The 15,862-nt window shown below is 73.4% G+C and carries 11 protein-coding genes; 1 reads left to right on the top strand and 10 read right to left on the bottom strand.

The window, feature by feature from the left end; all coding sequences use genetic code 11:
• Positions 1–19: 19 nt before the first annotated feature.
• The 8 genes from ACIQRL_RS11340 to ACIQRL_RS11305 form a co-directional block, all read right to left on the bottom strand.
• Positions 20–637 (bottom strand): TetR/AcrR family transcriptional regulator, encoded by a 618-nt coding sequence (locus tag ACIQRL_RS11340; protein WP_401330085.1) that lies wholly within the window; start codon positions 635–637, stop codon positions 20–22.
• Positions 625–1,359: an enoyl-CoA hydratase family protein gene (locus ACIQRL_RS11335; protein WP_401330082.1), complete on the bottom strand. Its 735-nt coding sequence runs from the start codon at positions 1,357–1,359 to the stop codon at positions 625–627. The genes ACIQRL_RS11340 and ACIQRL_RS11335 overlap by 13 nt, the downstream gene beginning before the upstream one ends.
• Positions 1,356–2,921 carry a 4-coumarate--CoA ligase family protein gene (locus ACIQRL_RS11330; protein WP_401330079.1) on the bottom strand — a complete coding sequence of 522 codons (1,566 nt, stop codon included), beginning with the start codon at positions 2,919–2,921 and terminating at the stop codon, positions 1,356–1,358. Before ACIQRL_RS11330 ends, ACIQRL_RS11335 begins: the two co-directional genes overlap by 4 nt.
• Before the next feature lie 17 nt (positions 2,922–2,938).
• Entirely contained in the window at positions 2,939–4,102 is a 1,164-nt protein-coding gene (locus tag ACIQRL_RS11325) for an acyl-CoA dehydrogenase family protein (protein WP_401330076.1), read from the bottom strand.
• A gap of 148 nt (positions 4,103–4,250) precedes the next feature.
• Positions 4,251–6,143, bottom strand: a complete 1,893-nt coding sequence (locus tag ACIQRL_RS11320; protein ID WP_401330074.1) for a biotin carboxylase N-terminal domain-containing protein — start codon at positions 6,141–6,143, stop codon at positions 4,251–4,253.
• Positions 6,144–6,151: 8 nt separating this feature from the next.
• Positions 6,152–7,750, bottom strand: coding sequence for an acyl-CoA carboxylase subunit beta (locus tag ACIQRL_RS11315; RefSeq protein ID WP_401330071.1), 1,599 nt, complete (start codon positions 7,748–7,750; stop codon positions 6,152–6,154).
• Entirely contained in the window at positions 7,747–9,456 is a 1,710-nt protein-coding gene (locus ACIQRL_RS11310; RefSeq protein WP_401330068.1) for an acyclic terpene utilization AtuA family protein, read from the bottom strand. The genes ACIQRL_RS11315 and ACIQRL_RS11310 overlap by 4 nt, the downstream gene beginning before the upstream one ends.
• A complete protein-coding gene (locus ACIQRL_RS11305; protein WP_401330065.1) occupies positions 9,453–10,256 on the bottom strand; it encodes a TIGR03084 family metal-binding protein in 804 nt (267 codons plus the stop codon). The genes ACIQRL_RS11310 and ACIQRL_RS11305 overlap by 4 nt, the downstream gene beginning before the upstream one ends.
• A 293-nt stretch (positions 10,257–10,549) precedes the next feature.
• On the opposite strand from ACIQRL_RS11305, the gene ACIQRL_RS11300 reads away from it, so the two are divergent.
• Complete coding sequence (locus tag ACIQRL_RS11300; protein WP_401330808.1) at positions 10,550–11,527, top strand: EamA family transporter; 978 nt, start codon at positions 10,550–10,552, stop codon at positions 11,525–11,527.
• A gap of 66 nt (positions 11,528–11,593) precedes the next feature.
• Here ACIQRL_RS11300 and ACIQRL_RS11295 read toward each other — a convergent pair whose 3' ends face one another.
• A complete protein-coding gene (locus tag ACIQRL_RS11295; protein WP_401330061.1) occupies positions 11,594–12,718 on the bottom strand; it encodes a lipid II:glycine glycyltransferase FemX in 1,125 nt (374 codons plus the stop codon).
• A 47-nt stretch (positions 12,719–12,765) separates the two neighbouring features.
• Positions 12,766–15,741 (bottom strand): FAD-binding and (Fe-S)-binding domain-containing protein, encoded by a 2,976-nt coding sequence (locus tag ACIQRL_RS11290; RefSeq protein WP_401330806.1) that lies wholly within the window; start codon positions 15,739–15,741, stop codon positions 12,766–12,768.
• Positions 15,742–15,862 lie beyond the last annotated feature (121 nt).

Raw genomic sequence — 15,862 nt, 5'->3', positions numbered from 1 at the left:
CCCGGGAGCCCGCTGCCGCTCAGCCGAGTGCCTCCTCCACGATCGCTCCCCACTGGGCCACGACCCGCTCCCGGCGTGCCGCGTCGTCGGTGAGCAGGTTCGCGAGACCGAGGCCGCGTGCCATGTCGAGCAGGCCCTGCACGGTCTCGCGCACCCCGGGCCGGGATTCGTCCGCGGCCAGCAGGTCCACCGCGATGCGGTGGCTCTCGCGGCCGACACGGGCTTCGAGCTCGGTCACCCGGGAACGGAGCTGGTCCTCGTTGGAGGCCGCGACCCACAGGTGCAGGGCGGCGCGGAACAGCGGCCCGGTGTACAGGCCGACGAGGGCCGCGACGACGACACGCCGGTCGGCGGGGCCGTCGGGGAAGAGGGCGCGCAGGGCGGTGGAGCGTTCCTCGGCGACGTACTCGACCGCCGCCGTGAAGAGGTCCTCGCGGGTGGGGAAGTGGTGCTGGGCGGCGCCCCGGGACACCCCGGCGCGCTCGGCGACGACGGAGACGGTGGAGCCCGCCCAGCCGTGTTCGGCGAGGCAGGCCACCGCGGCGGCCAGGAGCCGCTGCCGGGTGGCCCGGCTGCGGTCCTGTTTGGGGACGTGCGGAGGACGTGCCGCGTGGTCCGTCGCGCTCACACCACCCATGCGGGATCCCGTCGTTCGAGGAAGGCCGTCATCCCCTCGCGGGCCTGCGCGGAGGAGAACAGCCGGGCCGAGAGCGCGGTCAGGTCCGCCGCGTCCCGGTCGAAGGTCTCCAGCACCTTAGCCGTGAGCAGCGCTTTCGTCTCGGCGAGAGCCTCAGGGGCGGCCCGGCGCAGCCCGTCCAGAACGGGCGCGAGTACGGCGTCCACGTCGACGCCGGCCACCGTCAGGAGCCCGGTGCGGACCGCCTCGGCGGCGTCGAACCGCTCGCCGGTGAGGTAGTAGCGGGCGAGGGCGCGCGGGTCGGCGCGGGGCAGCAGCGGCAGCGAGATGACGGCGGGGGCGACCCCGATCCGCACCTCGGTGAAGGCGAAGCTCGCCGCCGGGCCCGCCACCGCGATGTCACAGGCCCCGAGCAGGCCGAGGCCGCCCGCCCGGACGTGTCCCTCCACCCGGGCCACGACGGGCTTGCGCAGCTCGACGATCCGCCGCAGCAGACCGACGAAGGCCTCCGGGGGCGGGGGGTCGCGCAGGTCGGCGCCCGCGCAGAAGGTGTTCCCGGTGTGGGTCAGGACGACCGCGCGTACGTCGGCGTCCTTGCCGCAGCGGGTGAGCGCGTCGGCCAGCTCGCCCACCAGGACGGCCGACAGGGCGTTGCGGGTGTCCGGCGAGTCCAGGGTGAGGGTGGTGACGCCGCGCTCGTGCGCCGTGCGGACGACGGTCATGACAGGCCTCGCAGTTCGCGGCGCAGGATCTTCCCGGAGACCGCCCTCGGGATCGCGTCGATGAAGGTGACGAGACGGACCCGCTTGTACGGGGCGACGCGCTCGGCGACGTACATCATGACCTCGTTCGCGGAGAGGCCCGCGGCGGAGGGCTGGCGCACCACGAAGGCGTGCGGGACCTCGTTGTTGTCCTCGTTGTAGGAGCCGATGACGGCGGCGTCGGCGATGCCGGGGTGGGTGAGCAGCAGCGCCTCCAGTTCGGCGGGGGCGACCTGGAAGCCCTTGTACTTGATGAGCTCCTTGACCCGGTCCACGACGAACAGCCAGCCGTCCTCGTCCACGTGCCCGACGTCGCCGGTGTGCAGCCAGCCGTCCGGGTCGATCATCGCGGCGGTCGCGTCGGGCCGGCCCAGGTAGCCCTTCATGACCTGGGGCCCCCGCACGACGATCTCGCCGGGCTCTGCGACCCCGAGGTCCTTGTCCGGGTCGTCGAGGGAGACGATGCGCATCTCGGTGCCCGCGATGAGCTTGCCGACCGAGCCCGGGGGCGGGTTCTCGGCGTCCAGCGGGACGACGTGCGTGCCGGGCGACAGTTCGGTCATGCCGTACGCCTGGCTCACCGGCGGGAGCCCCAGCCGGGCCGAACAGGCTGCCGCCAGCGCGGCGTCCAGGGGTGCGGCCGAGCTGACGATGTACTCCAGGGACGACAGGTCGTACTCCGCGACGGCCGGGTGCTTGGCGAGGGCCAGGACGATCGGCGGTGCCACGTACAGGCCGGTGATGCGGTGTTCCTGGATGGCGCCGAGGAAGGTTTCCAGGTCGAAGCGGGGCAGCACGACGACGGTGGCGCCCTGCCGCAGGGGCGCGTTCATCAGGGCGGTCAGCCCGTAGATGTGGAAGAACGGCAGCACGGCGAGGATGCGGTCGCCCGGGTTCATCGGCATGACCGGTGCGAGCTGGGCGAGGTTGGTGGCTATGGAGCGGTGGGTGAGCATCACTCCCTTGGGGACGCCCGTGGTGCCCGAGGAGTACGGGAGCGCCGCCACGTCCTGGACGGGGTCGATGTCGACGCTCGGTTCGGGCGCGGTGCCGCCGAGCAGCTCGGCCAGCGACCGGTGCCCCGGCGCCTGGTCGCAGACGAAGATCTCCCGTACGCCGCCCGCGAGTTCGGCGGCCCGCCGGGCCGCCTCCAGCAGGGGCGAGACGGTCACGATCCAGCGGGCGGACGAGTCCTTCAGCTGCTTGGCGAACTCCTCGGGCGTGGCGAGCGGGTGCACGGTCGTGACCGACGCCCCCGCGCGCGTGGCCCCGTAGAAGACGGTCGGGAAGGCGATGGTGTTGGGACTGTGCAGGGCGAGCACATCGCCCTTGACCAGCCCCGCGTCGGCGAACGCGGCGGCCAGCCGCCGGTGGTACAGGTCGAGTTGGCCGTAGGTGATCGTGGTGCCGTCGACGCCGTCGACGAGCGCGGGTGTCTCGCCGCGCTCGGCGGCGCGGCCCAGAACGGCGTCGTGGATGGGTTCCTCGACGGCCGGTACATCTGCGTACTCGCTGCGGAACACGGTTTCTCCTAGAGCGCTCAGTACGACTTGGGCAGGCCCAGGGTCTGGTGGGAGACGTAGTTGAGAATCATCTCCCTGCTGACCGGTGCGATACGAGACACACGCGCCGCCGTAATCAGGGAGGCGAGGCCGAACTCCCGCGTGAGGCCGTTGCCGCCGAGGGTGTGGACCGCCTGGTCGACGGCCCGTACACAGGCCTCTCCGGCCGCGTACTTGGCCATGTTGGCCGCCTCTCCCGCCGCGATGTCGTCCCCCGAGTCGTACAGGAAGGCCGCCTTCTGCATCATCAGCCGGGCCAGTTCGAGTTCGATGTGGGCCTGCGCGAGCGGGTGGGCGATGGCCTGGTGGGCGCCGATCGGGGCCTTCCAGACGGTGCGCTCCCGCGCGTACTCGACGGCCCGGGCGAGCGCGAAACGGCCCATGCCGATCGCGAACGCGGCCGTCATCACCCGCTCCGGGTTGAGCCCGGCGAACAGTTGCAGCAGACCCGCGTCCTCTCCCCCACCGACGAGCGCGCCGGCCGGCAGCCGCACCTCGTCCAGCGTCAGCTCGAACTGCTTCTCGGCACTGGCCAGTTCCATGTCGATCTGGCGCCGCCCGAACCCCTCGGTGTCGCGCGGGACGATGAACAGGCAGGGCTTGAGGCTGCCGGTGCGCGCGTCCTCCGTGCGGCCCACGATGAGCGTCGCGTCGGCGATGTCGACGCCGGAGATGAACACCTTGCGGCCGGTCAGGACCCAGTCGGTGCCGTCGCGGCGGGCCGTGGTGGTGATCCGGTGCGAGTTGGAGCCGGCGTCGGGCTCGGTGATGCCGAACGCCATGGTGCGGGTGCCGTCCGACAGACCCGGCAGCCACTGCCGCTTCTGCTCCTCGGTGCCGAAGCGGGCGATGACCGTGCCGCAGATGGCGGGCGAGACGACGAGCATCAGCAGCGGGCAGCCGGCCGCGCCCAACTCCTCCAGCACGATGGACAGTTCCGCGATGCCGCCGCCTCCGCCGCCGTACTCCTCCGGGAGGTTCACCCCGAGGTAGCCGAGCTTGCCCGCCTCGGACCAGAGCTCGTCGGGGTGGCCGCCCTCGGCGACGACCTTGGTCATGTACTCGCGGCCGTACCGCTTGCCGAGAGCGGCGACCGCGGAACGGAGCGCCTTGTGTTCATCGGTCTCTGTGACAGGGCTCATGACGGCTCCTCGGTACGGAGGTTCGGTACGGAAAACTGCGGCTGAACTCGGCTGACTGTCGCTGTACGTAGCTGTTCGCGCCCGCGCGGCGGACACCCGCGCGGTGGTGCGGTGCGGCGCCCCGGCGGTCCGGCGGCGAGGCGCGCGCTCACCGGGCGTCGTCGCCCGGCACCTCGCCCGGCGTCTCCCCCGGGGCCGTCTCCTCCGTCACGACGGCCAGCAGCGCGCCCACCTCCACCTGCTGCCCGACCACGGCGTGCAGGGCGGTGAGCGTCCCCGCCGTCGGCGCGGAGATCCTGTGCTCCATCTTCATCGCCTCCAGCCACAGCAGGGGCTCTCCGGCCCGCACCGCGGCGCCCTCGGCCAGCCCCTCGGCCACCCGGACCACGGTGCCGGGCATCGGCGCGAGCAGCGACCCCGGGGCCCGGTCGGCGGCCGGATCGGGGAAGCGGGGGAGTTCGGTCAGCGCGGTGGCGTTCACGAAGACCTGGCCGTCGGCGTACCGCGTGACCTCGAACGTCCGCCGCACACCGGCCACTTCGAGGACGACCCGGCCCGCGTCGGCGCGCACCACGCGCACCCCGTCGGCCGCGAGCCCCTCGCGCGTGTGCCGGTAGGCGGCCTCGTGCTCCTCGCCGTGCATCCGGTAGCGCTTGGTCTGCGGCTGCGACGCGAGGTTCCGCCAGCCGCCGAACCGGGACCGGCCGTGCGCGTCGGCCAGGGCGGCGGCGAGCGGGGCGTACGGGTCCGGGGCGGGCGCGGTGAGCACGGCGAGGTGACGGTCGTAGAACCCCGTGTCCATCCGGGCCCCGGTGAACTCCTCGTGCCGCAGCGACCGGACGAGGAGATCCCGGTTGGTGACCGGACCGTGGATCGTGGCCCGCTCCAGGGCACCGGCCAGTTTCCGCACGGCCTCCGCGCGCGTGGCGCCGTGTGCGACGACCTTCGCGAGCATCGGGTCGTAGTGGACGGAGACCGTGTCCCCGTCGGTGAACCCGGTGTCGAGGCGGACGCCGTCCGGGACGGCGATCCGGTGCAGGGTGCCCGTCTGCGGCGCCCACGCGCCCGCCGGGTCCTCCGCGTACAGCCGGGCCTCCACGGCGTGACCGCGTGCGGGCGGCGGCTCGCTCTCCAGCCGCTCCCCTTCCGCGACCCGGAGCTGCAGGGCCACCAGGTCGACCCCGAACACGGCCTCCGTGACCGGGTGTTCGACCTGGAGGCGGGTGTTCATCTCCAGGAAGTGCGCGGTGCCGTCGGCGACCAGGAACTCGACCGTTCCGGCGCCGACGTAGTCCACGGCGCGGGCGGCGCGCACCGACAACTCGTACAGCGTGCGCGTGAGTTCGTCCCCGAGCCCGGGAGCGGGCGCCTCCTCGATGACCTTCTGGTGGCGCCGCTGGAGGGAACAGTCCCGGGTGCCGAGCGGCCAGACCGTGCCGTGCGCGTCGGCCAGGATCTGCACCTCGACGTGCCGGCCGCCCTCCACGTACGGCTCGACGAACACCTCCCCGTCCCCGAAAGCGCTCAGCGCCTCCGCGCGGGCCGCCTCCAACTCGGCGTCCAGGTGCTCCAGTTCGCGGACGATCCGCATCCCGCGCCCACCACCGCCCGCGGCGGCCTTGACCAGGACCGGAAGGTCCCCGGCGGTGACGCGCTCCAGGGGCGCGAGTCCCATCAGCTTCTTCGCCCGGGTCTTGGAGGCCATCGCCTCGATCGCCTCCGGCGAAGGACCGACCCACACAAGACCCGCGTCGATCACCGCCCGCGCGAACCCGGCGTTCTCCGACAGGAAGCCGTACCCCGGGTGCACGGCGTCCGCGCCCGCCTCCAGCGCGGCCCGCACGATCAGATCGCCCCGCAGATAGGTCTCCGAAGGCGTCGCGCCCGGCAGCCGCACCGCGGCGTCCGCCACACGTGTGTGCAGGGCGTTCTCGTCGGCGTCCGAATGGACGGCGACGGTGCGCACCCCCGCCTCGCGGCAGGTACGGAAGACCCGGCAGGCGATCTCGCCCCGGTTGGCGACCAGCAGACTCGAAATCACGAGATCCCTCACATCCGGAAGACGCCGAAGCCACCGCGCGCGCCCTCGAAGGGCGCCGTGTGGATCGCGGACAGGCACAGGCCGAGGACGGTGCGGGTGTCGCGCGGGTCGATGACCCCGTCGTCGTACAGCCGCCCGGAAAGGAACATCGGCAGCGACTCGGACTCGATCTGCTGCTCCACCATGGCGCGCAGCGCCGCGTCGGCCTCGTCGTCGTACGGGTGCCCCTTCGCGGCGGCCGACTGCCGGGCCACGATCGACAGGACGCCCGCGAGCTGCTGCGGGCCCATCACGGCCGACTTGGCGCTGGGCCACGCGAACAGGAACCGGGGGTCGTAGGCGCGCCCGCACATCCCGTAGTGGCCGGCTCCGTAGGAGGCGCCCATCAGCACCGACAGGTGCGGGACCCGCGAGTTGCTCACCGCGTTGATCATCATCGCGCCGTGCTTGATGATGCCGCCCTGCTCGTACTCCTTGCCGACCATGTAGCCGGTGGTGTTGTGCAGGAAGAGCAGCGGGATGTCGCGCTGGTTGGCGAGCTGGATGAACTGGGCGGCCTTCTGGGACTCGGCGCTGAACAGCACGCCCTGGGCGTTGGCGAGGATGCCGACCGGATAGCCGTGCAGGCTCGCCCAGCCGGTGGTCAGGCTCGTCCCGTAGAGCGGCTTGAACTCGTCGAAGTCCGAGCCGTCGACGATCCGGGCGATCACCTCGCGCGGGTCGAACGGATGCTTGAGGTCGCCCGGGACGATCCCCAGGAGCTCGTCCTCGTCGTACTTGGGGGGCGCCGCCGGAGCCGGATCGCCGTACGCCTTGCGGTGGTTGAGCCGGGCGACGACCCGGCGCGCCTGCCGGAGCGCGTCCCGCTCGTCGACGGCGAAGTAGTCCGCGAGGCCCGACACGCGCGCGTGCATCTCGGCGCCGCCCAGCGACTCGTCGTCGCTCTCCTCGCCCGTGGCCATCTTCACCAGGGGCGGCCCGCCGAGGAAGACCTTCGCCTTCTCCTTGACCATGATCACGTGGTCGGACATTCCGGGGACGTACGCGCCGCCGGCCGTCGAGTTCCCGAAGACCACGGCCACCGTGGGGATTCCGGCCGCCGACAGCCGGGTGAGGTCGCGGAAGATCGCGCCTCCGGGGATGAAGATCTCCTTCTGCGAGGGCAGGTCCGCGCCGCCCGACTCGACCAGGCTGATGCAGGGCAGCCGGTTGGCGAGCGCGATGTCGTTCGCCCGCAGCGCCTTCTTCAGGCTCCAGGGGTTGCTGGCACCGCCGCGCACGGTCGGGTCGTTCGCGGTGATCAGGCACTCGACGCCCTCGACCACGCCGATACCGGTGACGAGCGAGGCGCCCACCGCGTAGTCGCTGCCCCAGGCCGCGAGCGGTGACAGCTCCAGGAAGGGCGTGTCGGGGTCGAGCAGCAGCTCGATGCGCTCACGGGCCAGGAGCTTGCCGCGCTTCCGGTGCCGGGCGACGTACTTCTCGCCGCCGCCCGCCAGCGCCTTGGCGTGCTCGGTCTCCAGGTCGGCGAGCTTGCCGAGCATGGTCGCGCGGTGGGACGCGTACTCGGGACTCCTGAGGTCCAGCGCGGAGGAAAGCACGGTCACAGCAGGACCTCCGGAATATCGAGGTGACGGGAGCGGAGCCATTCGCCGAGGGCCTTGGCCTGGGGGTCGAAGCGGGCCTGGGAGGCGACGCCCTCGCCGAGGACGCCCTCGACCACGAAGTTCAGGGCGCGCAGGTTGGGCAGGACGTGACGGACGACCTTCAGATCACGGGTCTCCGGCAGCAGACCCCGGAACGTGTCCGTCGTGAGGTGATGGGCCAGCCACCGCCAGGCGTCGTCCGTGCGCGCCCAGACGCCGACGTTGGCGTTCCCGCCCTTGTCCCCGCTGCGCGCCCCCGCGACCAGCCCGAGCGGCGCCCGACGGGTCGGCCCCGCGGACAGCGGTTCGGGCAGGGGCGGGTCCTCGGGCGTTTCCAGTACGAGCGTGTCCTGGGCCGGGGGCACGGCGATCCGGCGTCCGTCATGGAGGACGGCCATGTGGTCCACGGCGCCATGGGGGACGTACACATCCTCGAAGACCCCATAGGGTGAGCCCGCTCCAGGTGGCGCCATCACATGGAATCCGGGGTAGCTCGCCAGCGCCAGTTCCACGGCGGCACCGCTCAGGGCCCGGCCGACCGCCCTCTGGTCCTGGTCGCGCACGACGAGCCGGAGCAGGGCGCTCGCGGTCTCCTCGGTGGGCGCGTCGGGGTGATCGGTGCGGGCGAGGTCCCAGCGGATCTCCGCCGGACGGGACCTCGCCGTGTCGAAGGCTGCCTCCAGCTGGGTCCGTACGAGCTCCGCCTTGCGCTCGATGTCGAGGCCGGTCAGCACGAAGACGACCTCGTTGCGGAAGCCGCCCAGCTTGTTGAGGCCGACCTTGAGGGTGGGCGGCGGGGCCTCGCCGCGCACACCCCCGATCCGTACCCGGTCCGGGCCCTCCTGGGTGAGGACGACCGTGTCGAGGCGGGCGGTGACGTCGGGTCCCGCGTACCGGGCGCCCTGCGTCTCGTAGAGGAGCTGCGCGGTGACCGTGCCGATGTCGACGAGGCCGCCGGTGCCGTCGTGCTTGGTGATGACGCTCGACCCGTCCTCGTGGAGTTCGGCGAGCGGGAAGCCGGGGTGGCGCAGCCGCGCGGGATCGTGGTCGGCGAAGAAGGCGTAGTTGCCGCCGGTGGCCTGGGTGCCGCACTCCAGGACGTGCCCGGCGACGACGGCCCCCGCGAGCCGGTCGTGGTCGTCCGGCCCCCAGCCGAAGTGGGCCACGGCGGGCCCGGTGACGAGCGCCGCGTCGGTGACGCGCCCGGTGACGACGATGTCCGCGCCCTCGCGCAGACAGGCGGCGATGCCGGCTCCGCCCAGATAGGCGTGGGCGGCGAGGCTGCCGGGGTACCGGTGCGTGAGGTCGTCGCCCTCGACATGGGCGACGCGGACCGGGATGCCGAGCCGCCCGGCCATCTCGCGCACGGCGTCGGCGAGTCCGGCCGGATTGAGACCGCCCGCGTTGGTGACGAGGCGGACACCGCGCTCGTGGGCGAGGCCGAGGCACTCCTCCAGCTGGCGCAGGAAGGTCTTGGCGTAGCCGCGTCCGGGGTCCTTCAGCCGGTCGCGGCCGAGGATGAGCATGGTCAGTTCGGCGAGGTAGTCGCCGGTGAGGACGTCGAGCGGGCCGCCGGTGAGCATCTCGCGCATCGCGTCGAAGCGGTCGCCGTAGAAGCCGGAGGCGTTTCCGACGCGCAGGGGGCGCTTCGCGGCTCCCGCGGTCACCGGTCGGTCTCCTTGGGCTCGCGCCCGGCGCCGGGCGGGCCGGCGAAGGACTGGGCGATGTCGAGCCAGCGGTCGGCGTCGGGACCGGTCGCCCGTACGGCCAGGTCGGCGCGATGGGCGCGCTGGGTCACCAGCAGGCAGAAGTCGAGGGCGGGGCCGGTGACGCGCTGCGGGGCGTCGGCCGGACCATGGGCCCACACCTCTCCGGAGGGGCTCTCCAGCTCCACGCGGAACTCTTCGGCGGGTGCGGCGAGGCCGTGCACGGCGAAGGCGAAGTCACGGGCGCGCACCCCGATGCGGACCACATGCCTCAGCCGGTCGGTGGGTTCGCGCACCACACCCAGCGCGTCGGCGACGTCCTGTCCGTGGGCCCAGGTCTCCATCAGGCGCCCGGTGGCCATGGAGGCGACCGACATGGGCGGGCCGTACCAGGGGAACTTGGTTCCCGTGGGTGCCGCGCGCAGGGCCGTCTCCAGGGCGGTCCGCCCCGCGCGCCAGCCGGCGAGCAGCAGGGCGGGCGGCTGGGCGGCGCCCGTCTCCGCGCCCTCGTCCACGAAGCCGTCGGGTGAGGCGAGCGCCTTCTCGACCTCCTTCGCGAAGGCCCCGGCGTCGGTGACGGCGAGCAGGGCCGACCGGTCGGTCCAGGCGAGATGCGCGATCTGGTGGGCGACGGTCCAGCCCGCGGCGGGCGTGCCGAGCGCCCACTGCTTCTCGCTCAACTCCCCTACCAGCCGGTCGAGTTCCTCACTCTCCCGGTGCAGATCGTCGATCACGGCGACCACGGACGACGCGTCGGACACGATGCGCTCCCCTCGGGACACGACGGTGTGTGGCTCGGAGCATGACAGTGCCCGAAGAAACAAGCAAGCATGCTTGCATTAATTCGGGCCGACTCCTGGCGCGGGGTTCGACGCAGCGCACTGAGGCGTCCCGCCCGCAGTGCACCCGGGCGTGCCCGCAGTACACCCGGGCGCTCCGCGCGTTTCTCTGGGACAGTTGCATAACAAGTTCACACGCCTGACCAAGTCCATTACTCTGGACTGACAGGTGCAGCACGATGAACGAATCCGAGTCGATCCCCCTGGCAGGCCCCGTGAACACCCCCAGCGCCGCCCCGTCCTCCCCGGCCTCGGCCGCCCCGGCCCTCGCACCCGCGGCCGGCGCGCCCGCGGCCACCACGGGCGCTCCCGGCCGACGTGGTGCCCTCGGGCCGGTGGGCCTGGTGCTCGCCGGCGGGATCTCGGTGCAGTTCGGCGGGGCTCTCGCGGTGAGCCTGATGCCCCGGGTGGGCGCCCTCGGCGTGGTGACACTGCGGCTGCTGGTGGCCGCGATCGTGCTGCTGCTGGTCTGCCGCCCGAAGGCGCGCGGGCACTCGCGCGCCGACTGGAGCACGGTGGTCGTCTTCGGCCTCACCATGGCCGCGATGAACGGCCTCTTCTACCAGTCGGTCGCCCGCATCCCGCTCGGCACGGCCGTCACGCTCGAAGTCCTCGGCCCGCTCGCGCTCTCCGTCCTCAGCTCCCGCCGCGCCGTGAACCTGCTCTGGGCGGGCCTCGCCCTGGGCGGTGTCTTCCTGCTCGGCGGCGGCGGAGGCTTCAGCAGCCTCGACCCCCTGGGTGTCGCCTTCGCCCTGGGCGCGGGCGCCATGTGGGCGGCGTACATCGTCTTCAGCGCGCGCACGGGCCGGCGCTTCCCCCAGGCCGACGGTCTCGCCCTGGCCATGGTGGTCGCGGCGGTGGCGTTCCTGCCCCTCGGGATCGTCGAGTCGGGTTCGAGGCTCCTCGTCCCGGCGACGGTCGCCCTGGGCGCGGCGGTGGCCATGCTCTCCTCGGTGCTCCCGTACACCCTGGAACTCCTCGCCCTGCGCCGCCTGCCCGCCGCGACCTTCGCCATCATGATGAGCCTGGAACCGGCCGTGGCCGCCGTCGCCGGCTTCCTCGTCCTGGACCAGGCCCTCTCCCTCACCGAGTCCCTCGCGATCGCCCTGGTCATCGCGGCGAGCATGGGCGCGGTGCGTACGCAGGTGGGCCGCGGGAAGGCCAAGCCGCTCGAAGCGGACCTGGACGCTTAGCGGCCCCTCGCCCCGCCCGGCGGGCGACGGCGGGTCACCCGGTCGGGCGGTCAGGCGGTCAGGCGGTCAGCGGCGGGCCATGTACAGGTCGAGTGCCTTGTGCAGCACCCTGTTGATGGGGAAGTCCCACTCCCCGAGGTACTCCGCGGCCTCGCCGCCCGCGCCCGCCTTGAAGCGGAGGAGGCCGACGAGGTGGTCGGTCTCGTCGAGGGTGTCGGTGATCCCCCGGAAGTCGTAGACGGCGGCGCCCAGCGCGTGGGCGTCGGTCATCATGCGCCACTGGATGGCGTTGTTGGGCTGCACCTCGCGCTTGCGGCCGGTGGACGCACCGTAGGAGTACCAGACGTGGCCGCCGACGGTGAGCATGGTGGCGGCGGCGAGGACGTCGCCGTCGTGGCAGGCGAGATAGAGCCGCATGCGGTCGGGGTCCTCGGCGGTCAGCGAGGTCCACATCCGCTGGAAGTAGGGCAGCGGGCGCGGGATGAAACGGTCGCGTTCCGCCGTCTCCGCGTAGAGCTCGTAGAACGCGGGCAGGTCGTCGTAGCCGCCCCGGACCACCTCGACGCCGGCCTTGTCGGCCTTCTTGATGTTGCGCCGCCACTGCTGGTTGAGCCCCTTGTGGATCTCGTCCAGGGACCGTCCGGCGAAGGGGACCTGGAAGACGTAGCGCGGCTGTCCGGCGGCGAAGCCGTCCTCGCCGCCCGGCTCGGTCCGCCGCCAGCCCATGCCCCGCAGCCGGTCGGCGATCTCGGCGGCACCCGGCTCGTACGAGGTCGCCGTCACCTCGCCGAGCCGCCGTGCCGCCGGATCGGCGATGGCCGTCTTGACCGCGTCCGCGCTCCAGCGGCGCGCGATCACGGGCGGGCCCATCTTCACGGTGAACGCGCCCCGTGACTTGAGATGCGCCAGCATCGGCCGGAGCCAGCGCTCGGCGAGGTCCGGGTCGTGCCAGTCGATGACGGGACCCTCGGGCAGATACGCGAGGTACCGCTTGACCTTCGGCAGCGGGCGCAGCAGCACGAGACCGGCCCCCTGCAGCCGTCCGTCCCCGTCGAACCAGCCGAGGCTCTCCGCCCGCCAGTCCGGCTTCACGTCGCCCCACGACGGCACCTGCATATGGCTGGCCGAGGGCCGCGAGCGGACGAACGCGAGGTGCTCGTCACGGGTGATCGCCTGCAGGCGGAGGGTCATACTCGTTGCTCCTCGAAGTCCTCAAGCCGGTGGAATCGCCAGCGTACTTACGCGGGTCCCGCGGGCCCGCCGTCCCGCGGACCGGTCTCCAGCGCTTGTGCCAGTACCTCCGCCAAGTGGCGGCCCCGCCGGTCGCTCAGGTGGGCCAACTGGGTGCGGCAGGAGAAGCCGTCGGCCAGGATCACCGCGGAGTCGTCGGCGTCCCGCACCGCCGGGAGGAGTTGTTCCTCCGCGCAGGCCCGTGACACCTCCTGGTGGCCCTTCGTGAAGCCGAAGTCGCCCGCGAGGCCGCAGCAGCCCCCGGCGAGGGTGCCGGTCAGGCCCGCCGCGTCGCGCAGCCGGCGTTCCGCCGCGTCGCCGAGGACCGCGTGCTGGTGGCAGTGCGTCTGGCCGACGGCCGGGCGGTCCAGCCGGGGCGGGGTCCAGCCCGGCGCGTACCGTTCCAGGGCCTCCGCGAAGGTCGCCACGGCCGCCGCCAGCCGCGCCGCGCGCGGGTCGTCGGGCAGCAGCCCGGGCAGGTCCGTGCGCAGCGCGGCGGCACAGCTCGGCTCCAGGACGACGACCGGGAGATCGTCCATGGCGAGGTAGGGCTCCATGAGGTCGAGCGTGCGGCGCAGCACGGCGCGGGCGCGGGCGAGCTGGCCGGTCGAGACGTACGTCAGTCCGCAGCAGACGCGGTGGCGGCGGCGCGGCAGCAGCGTGCTGACGCGGAGGGGTCCCCGGGTGACGCCGTCGCCGATGGGTCCGTGCCGCATCACCGTCCTCGGCGGCAGCAGCACGGCCAGTCCCGCGGCCTCCAGGACCCGGACGGCCGCGCGTCCGACGGAGGGTTCGAGGTGTTCGGTGAAGGTGTCCGGCCACAGGAGGACCGTCCTCCCGCCGAAGCCCGGGAACAGTTCGTCCGCGTCCCGCCGCTCCCCGTTCCCGCCGCCCCGCCGGCCGCTCTCGCCGGGACCGTCCGCCCCGGCCCGCCGCCTCTGGCGTACGTACGTCCGCACCCGGTCCCGGAACCGGGTCGACCACCACTGGCTGAACGTCTCCGGTGCCAGCCGCGGGATCTCCCGTTCGGGCGCGATACCGGCCAGGCGCTTGGCGAGGGTTGCCAACGGAGGCACGGAAGCGAGGGAGTTGACGAGCCGTGCCGAGCGGGTGCGGGCCACCGCCGAGAGCCAGAAGGGCAGCCGGCCCAGGGCGTAGTGCGCGGCGGGCCGGCGGCGGCCAGCGTAGTGGTGGTGGAGGAACTCGGCCTTGTACGTGGCCATGTCCACGCCGACCGGGCAGTCGGACCTGCATCCCTTGCACGACAGGCACAGGTCCAGCGCGTCGCGGACCTCCGTCGAGCGCCATCCGTCGGTGACGATCTCGCCGGCGAGCATCTCGTGCAGCAGCCGGGCCCGCCCGCGCGTGGAGTGCTCCTCCTCGCCGGTCGCCCGGAAGGAGGGGCACATGACGTCCGCGCCGCCCGGCACCGACGCCGTACGGCATTTGGCGACACCCACGCAGCGGCGCACCGCGGCCGAGAAGTCGCCGCCGTCCGCCGGATAGCCGAACTCCACGTCCACCGGTCGGTGCGGCAGGACCGCGAACCGCAGGTTCTCGTCCAGCCGGTCCGGGCGGACGAGCATGCCGGGGTTGAGCAGGCCGTCCGGGTCCCAGAGGTCCTTGGCCCGTTCGAAGACGCGGACCATCTCGGTGCCGTACATCGCCGGCAGCAGTTCCGCGCGCGCCTGCCCGTCGCCGTGCTCGCCGGACAGGGAGCCGCCGTGCGAGACGACGAGGTGGGCGGCCTCCTCGGAGAAGCGCCGGAAGCGGGCGACGCCCGCCGTGGAGATCAGGTCGAAGTCGATCCGGACGTGGATGCAGCCGTCGCCGAAGTGCCCGTACGGCGTTCCGCGCAGGCCATGGGCCACGAGCAGGGCCCGGAAGTCCCGCAGGTAGGCGCCGAGCCGGGCGGGCGGCACCGCGCAGTCCTCCCAGCCGGGCCAGGCCTCGCCGCCGAGCCCGCGGCCCGGGCCCGGCGGCGGGCCGCCCCCGGCGTCCGGGATCCGGGTCGCCGTGCCGCTCGCGTCCTCCCGCAGCCGCCACAGCGCCCGCTGTCCCGCCGGGTCGGTGACCACCAGGGCGTCCTGTACGTCCGCCGCCCGCACGATCGTGTCGGCGTGCGCGCGTGCCTCCGCGGGCGATCCGCCGCCCGTCTCCACGAACAGCCAGGCCCCGCCGCGCGGCAGCCCGGCGTCGGCGGGTACGAGATCGGCGGCCATCCCCTCGACGGTCAGCGGCCCCAGCGGCAGCAGACCGGCGGCGGCGTCCGCGGCGGCGCTCTCGTCGGGGTAGGCGAGGACGGCCAGCGCCCGCGCGCGGGGTGCCTCGACCAGGCGTACGACCGCCTCGGTGAGGATGCCCCAGGTGCCCTCGGAGCCGCAGAAGGCGCGGGCCACGTCCGCGCCCCGCTCGGGCAGGAGCGCGTCGAGGGCGTACCCGGAGATCCGCCGCGGGAGGTCCGGGAAGCCGGTCCGCAGCAGCGCCAACTCGCTCTCGACCAGGGCCCGCAGGCCGTCCGGGGCGCCCTGCCCGTCCCGGCCGAGGCGGCGCGTGGCGCCGCGCGCGCCGACGACCGACAGTTCCCGGACGTTGTCCGCCGTGGTGCCCCAGGCGACCGAGTGGGAGCCGCAGGAGTTGTTGCCGATCATTCCGCCGAGGGTGCAGCGGCCGTGGGTGGAGGGGTCGGGGCCGAAGCGCAGGCCGTGCGGGGCGGCGGCTTCCTGGAGCCGGTCGAGGACGGCACCGGGCTGGACGACGGCCGTACGGGCGTCCGGGTCGAGCGAGACGATCCGGTTCAGGTGGCGGGTGAAGTCCAGGACGACGCCGGTGCCGGTGGCCTGTCCGGCGATCGACGTGCCGCCGCCGCGGGCCACGACGGGCACCGCGTGGGCGCGGCACACGGCGAGGGCCGCGGCGACGTCGTCGGCGTCGCGCGGGGCCACCACACCGAGCGGTACGCGCCGGTAGTTGGAGGCGTCCATGGTGGTCAGCGCCCGCGCGGTCACGCCGAACGAGACCTCACCGCGCACGGCTCTCGCCAGCTCGGACCGCAGTTCCCCGGCGAGCCCTTCCGGCGCGCCTTCGGGAAGCCACTCCGGCCCA

It is taken from the genome of Streptomyces sp. NPDC091209, from assembly GCF_044757755.1.
Classification (GTDB): domain Bacteria; phylum Actinomycetota; class Actinomycetes; order Streptomycetales; family Streptomycetaceae; genus Streptomyces.
Note: the sequence above shows the minus strand (reverse complement) of the source record. Positions and strands in the feature narration are given on the sequence as shown.